Raw genomic sequence first — 394 nt, 5'->3', positions numbered from 1 at the left:
ATATACAGGTTGGTACCAATTTTCAATTCATGGGCCAATTCAGCCACGCCCGGTCCGTTGGCATTTGCACGCCCCCACGCTCCGACTCCATCGTTCTGGATCGGGTAGGGCCTGTTGTCCACCGTGTAAGGCTTCAGGTATTCCCACTCCTGCCTGGGCGGCATGACGCCGCAGGTTTTCTCGTATAGTTCAAGGCTCTTTAACAGCAGAAGATAGGTGGCTGAGGAGCAAAACGACGGCGTCGCAAGGTAAGGGTCCACGCAAACGCCAGTCGCCGTGACCCGAACCGCACGGTCCAATCCTGTCCACGCGGTTTGTCGAAAGCCAGGCGGAATATTTCTGCCGGTGTGGTAGCCGCCGCCAGTAGGAAAGCACTGTAACGCGCGCTCAACAC

General features: G+C 57.4%; 1 protein-coding gene. It reads right to left on the bottom strand.

Features of this window, described 5'->3' with window-relative positions; all coding sequences use genetic code 11:
* Positions 1-260 (bottom strand): hypothetical protein (locus C5J26_RS32440; RefSeq protein ID WP_206051253.1); only part of this gene is annotated, 260 nt, incomplete at its 3' end.
* Between the last annotated feature and the right edge of the window lie 134 nt (positions 261-394).

Origin of the sequence: Neorhizobium sp. T7_12 (assembly GCF_002968535.1) — a bacterium.
GTDB lineage: Bacteria > Pseudomonadota > Alphaproteobacteria > Rhizobiales > Rhizobiaceae > Neorhizobium > Neorhizobium tomejilense.
The sequence above is the reverse complement of the archived record's forward strand: the minus strand, read 5'-3'. Positions and strand labels throughout refer to the sequence as shown.